The sequence below is a fragment of the Pantoea sp. S61 genome (assembly GCF_016625145.1).
In the GTDB taxonomy this organism is placed as follows: domain Bacteria; phylum Pseudomonadota; class Gammaproteobacteria; order Enterobacterales; family Enterobacteriaceae; genus Pantoea; species Pantoea rwandensis_B.
The window spans coordinates 1-9,661 of sequence record NZ_JACVUO010000040.1 but is presented as its reverse complement, the minus strand read 5'-3'; the positions used below and the strand labels follow the sequence as shown (position 1 = coordinate 9,661).

Annotated in this window: 5 protein-coding genes; 1 reads left to right on the top strand and 4 read right to left on the bottom strand. The window is 44.9% G+C overall.

The window, feature by feature from the left end; translation table 11 throughout:
* Positions 1–33 precede the first annotated feature (33 nt).
* The 3 genes from IAE30_RS29475 to IAE30_RS29465 form a co-directional block, all read right to left on the bottom strand.
* Entirely contained in the window at positions 34–1,629 is a 1,596-nt protein-coding gene (locus IAE30_RS29475) for a methyl-accepting chemotaxis protein (protein WP_200681609.1), read from the bottom strand.
* A 149-nt stretch (positions 1,630–1,778) separates the two neighbouring features.
* The gene (locus tag IAE30_RS29470) at positions 1,779–2,783 is read right to left on the bottom strand and encodes a GlxA family transcriptional regulator (RefSeq protein WP_200539290.1); all 1,005 of its coding nucleotides are present in this window, start codon (positions 2,781–2,783) and stop codon (positions 1,779–1,781) included.
* Between the two features lie 841 nt (positions 2,784–3,624).
* A complete protein-coding gene (locus tag IAE30_RS29465; RefSeq protein WP_200578918.1) occupies positions 3,625–4,560 on the bottom strand; it encodes a DMT family transporter in 936 nt (311 codons plus the stop codon).
* A 656-nt stretch (positions 4,561–5,216) separates the two neighbouring features.
* Here IAE30_RS29465 and IAE30_RS29460 point away from each other — a divergent pair.
* Positions 5,217–5,597, top strand: a complete 381-nt coding sequence (locus IAE30_RS29460; protein WP_200539292.1) for a hypothetical protein — start codon at positions 5,217–5,219, stop codon at positions 5,595–5,597.
* A 1,800-nt stretch (positions 5,598–7,397) separates the two neighbouring features.
* On the opposite strand, the gene IAE30_RS29455 is transcribed toward IAE30_RS29460, so the two are convergent.
* Positions 7,398–8,339 (bottom strand): RepB family plasmid replication initiator protein, encoded by a 942-nt coding sequence (locus IAE30_RS29455; RefSeq protein WP_234465571.1) that lies wholly within the window; start codon positions 8,337–8,339, stop codon positions 7,398–7,400.
* Positions 8,340–9,661: the final 1,322 nt, after the last annotated feature.

Below are 9,661 nucleotides of genomic sequence, written 5' to 3'. Positions count from 1 at the left end.
AAAACCAGAATCTCGCTTAGGGTTGTGTCCACATTACGTGGGTAGGATCATATCAACCACCTCGCGCATCATGTTTGTTGTAACCTCAGGAGGCAGAGTGAATTTTCTAACCAGTTTGGACAGAGATTGCGCCTGATCTTGCAGAGAAGCAGTAGCAGCGGAAGCTTCTTCGACCAGTGCGGCATTCTGTTGCGTGACATCATCCATCTGACTGATGGCCAGATGTACATGAGTGATACCTGTGTTTTGCTCTTCTGCTGCTGCTGCGATTTCACTAACCAGATCATTTACTTGCCGAAATGCACCCTTCAATTCGGTCATGTTCTTTTCAACTGTTTCAGCCTGAGTCGCTCCTGACTCAACGAGAGAATAAGATGTGTCAATGAGATGTTTTATTTCTCTGGCTGCCTGAGTAGAACGTTGTGACAAATTACGAACTTCACCTGCCACTACCGCAAACCCCTTGCCATGCTCTCCCGCTCGCGCTGCTTCAACTGCAGCATTGAGTGCCAAAATATTTGTCTGAAAAGCAATACCTTCAATAAGAGTAACAATCTCATTAATTTTTTTAGAACTTGTCCGAATCTCAGCCATAGTGCCCAACATATTGCCCAGTGAAACAGCACTGGCATCAGAAAGTTCAGAGGCATTTCCAGCAAGAAGTCTTGCCTGGCGCGTGTTATCTGCAGTCTGTCTGACGGTCTCGCTCAATTCAGCCATGCTGGCTGCAGTCTGCTCCAGTGAAGCCGCCTGCTGTTCTGTCCTGGAGGAAAGATCCTCATTTCCCGCTGCTATTTGAGAAGAGGCGGAGCTTAGTGAATGAGAAGCAGTGCTGACGGACGAAAGCGCATTTCCAACACTATTGAGGAGCTGATTAAAAGAGCGAGCCATCCCACCCACCTCATCTCTTCTGCTACCATCCGCAGTCATGCTCAAATCTAAAGTCTGTCCAGCATGGTTCATGATATCCCCTATGCGCTTAAGACTTCCTCGAATTCGAAGCAGGGTTACTGTCGTCAGGATACCTGGTAAAATGAGAATTACAGTAATTCCCCCCGTTAACCCCCACAAGGCTTGATGGTGGATCATTTTATTTTCAGATCTGAGTTGCTTCCCAATTGAGACATTCAGAGCAAGTTGTTGGCGATAATCTGCCTTAAGCTGAGAAATAAAGCCTCCAATCTCATTTGGTCTCTCAAGTAAGTTGCGAGTGACCTCATCCTCATGCGCGCGTGATGCTTTTATAAAGCCAGGCAAACGCGTTTCGATTTGTTTCAGAGTATTGAGTCCAGACTCCGACAACTGTTTGTCTTCATCACTGGATATATCGTGGTTTAAATAGTTCTCAGCGAGACTTTTGATAACTTTAATGCGCTGATTTATCTCATTCTCAACAGCTGGCATCTGGGTGTTATCCGTCTGACTTTGGTATTTATAGAGCATCAAGAGTAACCCATTTGAGCGGTCAATCAGTTCGCCCAGAATCTGGATCGAGGGAATTACATTAACCTGGACGCGTTCAAATCGATCCTGAAAGCCACTTAAGAGTTGAATGGCGGCTAAGCCAGTAGCGACCAGTGATGCTGAAAGCAGAACAAACGCTAGAGTCAACCTCTGAGTAATATTCATCTTATTTACCTGATAAAAACTATACAGAACCAATTGCATTGTATTTAAACCATCGGCACTCTTTGTCGAAAAGTTACTTCAATAAATATGATTCTATTCTTCATTAATGATCATTTTTTTTGAATTAGTCTATGGGCGACTGAACACTTTTACATTGTTCTTTTAGGCGATTCGTGAGCCATCCACTGTCTGTATTGCGCCGGCGTCATGTCCATTATCTGATTAAAAGCTTTCCTGAAGGCGGTATCTTCAGAATACCCACAATCAATCGCAACCTGCCGGATGCTTACGCTGGTGCTGACCAGCATCGTACAGGCCGATTCAATACGTATCCTCGTAATAAATTCTTTAGGGGTTTCCTGTGACAACACTTTCATTCTGCGTTGCAGCGTGCGTTCCGTAACATGTAATGCGGAGGCAAGCTGCGCTGCCGTTATAGACGGATTTTTAAAACGGACGATTTCCTGCGCCCGATTTATAAAAAGAGTACCGGACTGTAAAGTAGCTGACGAAGCCGGCAGATGATGATGCAGATAATGATTATCCGTGAGAGACATCTTAGACGCGAGGTTGGCCACATCCCCACCTGCTCCTTTTTCAATAATATGCAGCGCCAGAGAAATCCAAGAAAAACATCCACCGGTAGATATCACCCGACGGTCCTCAACAATCATTTTACCCCGGATTTGACTGGCATCAGGATATCGCTCTTGAAGCATGTGACTAACCCACCAGGTAGTGGTGTAAGAACGTCCTCTAAGTAAACCTGCTTCTCCAGCAATTACACATCCAGTGCCAGTAGTAGCAATGAGCGTGCCATTCGCATACAACTGTCTAAACCAATCAGCTGCCTGACGAATATTTTCTATATTAAGAGGTTGAAGGTCTTGTCCCAGCAACATGCCAGGCGCAATAACTACATCGATTTTTCCCGCCGCCTTAAAAGAACTATCAATATGAATTAGCCTGCCCTCAGCATCCCAGACAGGTGCTCCATCTGCGCTGACAATGACAGTTTCAAAGGGCGCCTGTGGAAACCTGGCTGCATAAGCAGGCGATCCTGCAACGGCTTTATTCGTTATCCAAAAGATATCTGTCAATCCAGAAATAGCTGACAGAACGCTGCCCTCGAGAGCAAGTATGGCGACACGCATAAGCGGATTCCTAAATTAATGTGTCGTAATTTGCGTGAAAAATGTGACTTTTTTCATCCCTTGTATGCCAGTTTTTATATCTAGCTTGGTGAAGTTATTCTCAGCTGAATACATGTTTTAGATCCATTTTTTCAAATACTAAAGAGTATAAAGGTGATTTGCTTTGATGGGCACTGATTGCATTTAGCTCCGCACATGGGTGAGGACTAACCGCCGGACCTTCACTAGGAAGATTGTAACTGGCGCAAAAGATCGTTCCGGGTTTGAATCAATGCAGCTTTAACACGCATCTTTAAGTTATCAGTGTGCGATTATCCATAGAGGGCGCTAAGGAGTAGACTTTAAGCCATCGCTGACTACCCCCCAGCGACCTCAGAAACGCACTAACCTAAGCAGAGTGAGGAAGATTTATCTAAGATGGTCTTGCCACGGTTCATCTTGCTTCTAATTGTATGAATGACTTCATTTTCAAATGACTGGATGCACAAGATGAGACTCGTGTATGTCTGTGTCCCGGCCATCGTAGCCGGGCTAATTACTGAATGAGCAGCGGGATGCGAAATGACACCGCATTGAGCTGTTTAAAAGCGATGATTATCCCAACGGAAGAGGATTCAGTTAGCATGCGCGCGAAATGTCATAGGACAGAGATTGGCTGAGAAGCCAACGATCATCCATCAGCAGTCAGACTCAGCAGCTAAGAGCATGAAAAAGTTAAAAGGCTCAAACCACATTCGTGACTCTTCACCTGAGTTTTAATCTCGCCAGACGATAATGTCAGCAATCCCAGTTTCCACAACCGCAATGATAGCCAATCGCTGCATTTGAAACTGCATTGGGGTTAATGAGGATCGTGATGGCTGGCAACGCCATTTTTCCGATATGCGCCGTAGTCCCCAGGTAACTTCTTAGTGAACCTGGACACAACCATCGGCGCGGCAATTGACACAATGATGATTGCGCAGCCCGCAATCTGGTCTGTTGTGATTGAATCCGATAGCAGCGCATAGGAAAACAGAAATGCAGCGGGAAGCTCAATTGTCACCAGCATACCTGCAAGGGAAGTGTTGGTTTTTGGCATACCAAAACCATAGAGCAGCACAGGTAGGATTGAAGAAAATATCGCATTAGCTACTGACCACATGCTGCTCTGACTCATAGGAGCGATATCGATATTTTTGTTGAATAGGAATAATGATGCTATGAATGCTCCGAACGTCAGGATCTTCGCCTTATCAATGACGCGTACGCCGTTGGCAATATTAGACGAGGAGACGATAAGCAGACTGTAAGATACGCCTGCCCCTAATCCCCACAGCAGCCCTCCAGAATTGACTTCCAAGGACCCTCGAAAAATCCCCGTGGCGGTAACCACACCCGCCATGATGAAAATGAAGCTGGTGATATCACGGCGTGTTAATGGCTTTTTCTTTATGAGCGCGTTCAGCGTCGGCGCCATCCACGCTGACTGCATCATCAGCAGAGTGGACGTCGGCACCCCAACGTAATAAACGGCATTATAGAAACAGTAGGTAATGCACATAATAGGAATGCCGGTAGCAAGAACGAGCAGCTTATCCAGGGTAGGAAACGCACCAGCCTTATTGCGATTTATCTCGGAAAGCACGAAAAAAAGCACGAAAGAAAAGAGAAACTGCGTAGGGATAAGGCTTTCAATTTTTGCACCACTTGCTGTGGCCAGACTTAATATCACTCCCGGCATGCCATATGAAACAGCCCCAATGAAGACGGACAGCGCGCCGACAGCTCCTGACATTTTCAAAATAAACTCCTTAGTGTGACCACCGATTCTGGTACAACGTGAAAAACAAGCCAGTCTAGTCGCTTATGAGCTAACAGCAAGTGAAGCAGCTGACCGGTTAATACAGATGCTTCTTGTTTGCCCTCAGAGCCCCTATCCAGGGTGATCAAACAATTACCCGAGTGTCGAGCATCAGCCAGTTAAGGCATTTAGCTTTAAAAATCCAGAACTCAGGTCCTTCACCCGACCTTTGACGTCTGAGCGAAGTTTTAATGCATGCCGATTGACTTAGCCAGACTGAAGCGCCGGCATGCCAGAGCGTTGATGTTGGCCCACCTGGTTTAGCCGAGTTTTTTCTGACACCATTGAGGATAATCAAGCCATACCACACCCATGCGCACCGATTCAGAGCAACATGTTCGCTCGTGATCAATACTGAGAGTGGCTCGCATACCAAGTTCCCACCGAAAGCTGGTGGCCAGGCCTTCCAGAAGAAGAGGCGGGGGGTTTCTCAAGAAACTGCCTTTCGAGTTATGCCCGTTACAGTTTGCCCCGTTAAAGGCTCTGGTATAGTCGGATCGTTGAGAGTACATCCGATTACTTTTTTAAAATTTGCTATGACATTATTCGCTCTACACTAACTACGCACATAACAATTCAGGAGCAAATCCATGAAATATTTAATATCAGGATTGATGATGCTGGCATCTGGTCAGGTCATGGCGGACATTAAGACTGAGCAGAATTACCCTGCCTGTGACCTGGAAACGCAGCGCAATGTAAGTGAAACAGGAACCAGGATTACAGATCCGCTTGAGGCGCATATTTCGCTGAGGATCGATATACTTCAGGCAGATATCAGCACGGCACGTAAAGCTCGTATACTCACGCAGGCGCAGGCTGACAAGCTTTGGCAATCGGCATCACGGGTCAGAAATGAAACGGCGCATTTTGTTAAACAACAAGGCTTTCTCAGCGCTGCAGAACGGGCATCTTACGACAGGGAACTCGATGATATCGCTATAAAATTTTGTGGCAAGATAGAAGGATAATTTTGGGTCATGCGTCAAATGATCGCAGTCAGTCCTTCATATAGGAGGCATTCTCATGCCCTTCCAACTACTTCAGCGTTCTAAATACCTCTTTAGATACTTAATAGTTGGGGATCCAATTCAGACCTGACCTTGAGCTGTTGTAATTGACGGAGGTTTCCAGGTTTCCAGGTTTCAGGTCTCAACTATCCCCTGCGCCAGGCAGACGTTATGCTAATCCGTAATCATATGGTCAGGTTAAATATTGGATTGCCAGCCTTTCCTCAAGTTTTATGTTCAGACCGGCTTATACACACCAGGCACTGTGATGGATTTTGACAGTTCTTCTGTGACTGCAGCGTACTGTGACGCAACCATCGGTCATAACGTTTTTGATATTATTTACGATGCGAATGGCACATGGACCGTTACTTCCAGCACAAACTGATGTCAGCAGACCATTTGAGTCTGTAAATATCAGGTGCTGAATTCGGTTTTTTAAACAGCAGGTATACAGCTCTCCGGTCAATGGTAGAGCTTGTGACCAGCAACTCATATCAGATGTTTAATTAAGAGAGGTTTACCATGTGTGCCTTCAAAATTAGTCTTTCAGAATTTACAGATTGTGCAGTCGCAATGGCTATCTTCTGACAAAGAGCTGTAAAGAAGCCTTTATTGGCTACAGCAGCTCAGCGCTCAACTACCCCATATCCATGACTGGGAAATCGGTAACATTGCACTCAGTGTGGGTGTAAGGAAAAAACCAAAGTTGGCCGAGACGGCGAAATTGATGTACTCGCACTCGTGAAGACAGTGCTGCGCTTTGGTATTCCAGGTGGCGAGCTTAAAGAGACTATCGATCAGCTGCCTGACACTGAGCAACACATGTAGTGTGGAAACATCAACCTGGGAGGTAGCTTTTGCTACCTCCTTTTTTAGCCATGCATCCCACATAATCGGCAAGCGTAGTATTGGACACATTTCAAAAGGATGATTGTCTACTCACACTTTATCGAGCCTAACTTGGCCATCTGCATAACGGAGGGATTATGTTGAGATTTTGTCCAAACATGGGTCACAACATGCAGCTGATAGAATTTAAAATCCTGGCAATTACATCGGCCTCGGCGGACAAAACATGGGTCACAGCATGATAACGGCAAGATAAATATGTGTCACAGCATGCATGCTACGAATGAAACCTGTGTCACAACATGTATTCACGGAAAACATGTGTGGTGGCATGCATGAGTTACCGAAAATGTGTGGAGGCATGCTCTTCACAACATGTGTCATAGCATGCGTATATGTGAGGAGGTCAGCTATAAAGTCGAGAAAACATGTGTCGTAACATGCTGAAGCTCATTCATGATACCTTTACAACAATGTGAGTACTCACTTACGTTATTAACACCATGCAGAGCAACTCACTTACCTGTGTCATAGCATGTAGCTGGAAAGGAAACATGTGTCATAACATGCTAGGCAAATAAAAAGCATGTGTCACAGCATGATAAAATTCAAATCATGTGTCGCAACATGCAAAGGCATTCATAAACTTTGTCGGAACATGCGACGGGAGCTAAAACATGTGTCATGGCATGTGTTAAATCAAAACATGTGTCGCAGCATGCGCAGACGATTAAAATCTGTGTCGTAACATGCTTCTGGATCCAAAACATGTGTCACAACATGCAAATGATCTGGTTGGTGCATGCCCTAACACATGTCTCGCATGCTGCCGCCCATGTTTCAGCGGTGCCTTTCAAAGTTCACATGCTATGACCCATACTAAGCATGCTATGACACATACTTTGCATGTTACGACACATCATTCTCGTATAACTCTTTGAGTTTCTTGTTTCTTTTATTAATAAACAGGAAGGACTCCCTGCCCTTCTTAATGATGCTGTATTCGATATAACCGATCTTTTCCATGGCTAAAAGCGCGTTTTTGATCAAACGGTTTTGTTCCGGAACGGGAGAGGTTAACAGCAGACGTTCACGAATGCGGGAGAAGGATATTGGCGCAGGATTGTCAGGCAGGCTGGCAATGTAAGTATAAAGCGTCTGAGCAACTTCCTTACCTTTCAGATAGGTATAGGGCTTTTTGCGAAGTAGAATCGTATAGTCGATTTCATACAGCTCCCAGAGACGTTCATCTGCCTCGAGTGTTACCGTGTCTTTATCACGATCAAGCAACGCGGTCTTAAGCAGTTGGGTAAAGAACATTTTGCCATTTCCTTCCCTACGCTTAAATTGAACCACCTTCGTGCCGAGTTTCGCCAACGAATCAAAGATTTGATCGCGTAGACGGTGGTTAACCTGCCGTGAATCATACTGGCAAAGTTGGGCAAACTCCTTGAAAGGCAACGTGATGTTATTACTGTCACGTCCATACTTGCTGAAGGCGCCAATAACGCCCATCCAGACGCTAAAATCTGAGGTAATATTGAGGCGTTCGCCGCGGATCTGGATGTCGTTATACCCTTCCTTACGAGCGAATTCGAGTGATGAAAAAGGCTCGGATACGTCAATAATGTGCTCAGATCCCTTTTTCAGCGCGCGCGAGTTGGGTACGAATACACCGAGCCTGAGTAAAATGGCCGGTTGAACTGAAGAGGCACTGGTGACTGTGAGTACTTTATGTTCATCTTCAGCGGAAGCCAGTAATGAGTCATGGAAAAAGTTATTGTCAGCCAATGGCTTATCCTCTTTATACACAGAACCCGCGCATGAGTGCATAACAGACGGGATTTGCATGATGTGACACATGTTACTGCATGTTATGACACATGTTTATCATGCTGTCACACATGTTTTGCATATTACCACACATGTTTTGCATGCTGTGACACATGCAAATCCTCTGAAAGGCGCGCCAGCACAGGGCTGCGAGCGACGGGGATCTGTTTGGATCTAATTAGGATCTGATCAGGATAATTATTGGATCTAAGCTGTGGATATGTGGAAAAAAGATCCTCAGCAAGCAATTGTGGGTTTTATCAGACCATCGATGAGATAATTAGCCATTCGTTCAAGAGGTTCTGAGATTGGTGTGCGTGAAAGTATGCCGAAATGCTTCTTGCAAAGACCGTAGTGCTGACACTAAGAAAAGCCTTTTTCTAACTCAAGAACGAACTGCATAGCCAGCAGATGCTATTTTCATCAGACATAGTGCTTAAGGCTTTATTGGTGCTATAAACTGAAATCAATACATTAGCTATGAAAATCATAAGTGATCATCTCTTCCATATCTTGATAATGAATCTCATCGCTCTTCAGAAGGCTTCTAAGCGAAAAATTTCATTCACGCTATCAAGGGAAGCCTTTGAACATGAGCGTCTCTCCGTGCGTTTTGTAGAGTTCTGAGGGGTGTTGTTTATACCGGTCAGACTGATCAGCCTGCTGATCTACTGAATCCTTGGGTGATCAGTGGAGGTAAAAATGATTTCACGTAAAATTATGTCACTATTAACAAGACTTGTTGCAGTCCGCTAAGGAATGTTTACCCACTTCCATCAAAAAATCCCCAAAAGCTCTAGCTATAAGTACGTGCAGTCCTTAATGCATTTATCAAAAATGCCGTAAAACACTGAGGAGAATTTGTCTCTCTAAGGGGAATCATTCTTATAGATTAGTTGTGATCCATACGCTCTAGGGCCAAAAAGTTTAGGCTTCCCCATTTCCTCCATGGAGATGTAACTCTTCAAAGTCTGCTGTAGCAGACCCATTTCAATAAGTGGGCAGGCAATTCTGGATATTAAATGGGCAACCCTGCCCCAGGTAGTGTTAAGTATTAACATATAAAACATTAGCATAAACTCGGTAATTATCTGTGACAACGTCACATAGTGTTGGATTGAGAAACTTAAACAGATTATTATCTGGGTTACGACGTCACATCTAATTCCAATTCCGACCACTGGGCAGTCTAGGGGAATGTATCTGAACTGGTTTCCATTCCCTGAATAAATGCGGCTGCAGAACCGATATGATGATCAGTTATGACATATGGCGATCCCGTCTTAAATTGTATTAGCTCAGACCTGATCTGACAGTTACCGGTTATTTATACAGGTGTC

Excerpts from the sequence above, each read along its gene's own strand:
- IAE30_RS29465 (WP_200578918.1), bottom strand. The coding sequence starts at position 4,560 with ATGTCAGGAGCTGTCGGCGCGCTGTCCGTCTTCATTGGGGCTGTTTCA.
- IAE30_RS29470 (WP_200539290.1), bottom strand. The coding sequence starts at position 2,783 with ATGCGTGTCGCCATACTTGCTCTCGAGGGCAGCGTTCTGTCAGCTATT.
- IAE30_RS29460 (WP_200539292.1), top strand. The coding sequence starts at position 5,217 with ATGAAATATTTAATATCAGGATTGATGATGCTGGCATCTGGTCAGGTC.
- IAE30_RS29475 (WP_200681609.1), bottom strand. The coding sequence starts at position 1,629 with ATGAATATTACTCAGAGGTTGACTCTAGCGTTTGTTCTGCTTTCAGCA.
- IAE30_RS29455 (WP_234465571.1), bottom strand. The coding sequence starts at position 8,339 with ATGCAAATCCCGTCTGTTATGCACTCATGCGCGGGTTCTGTGTATAAA.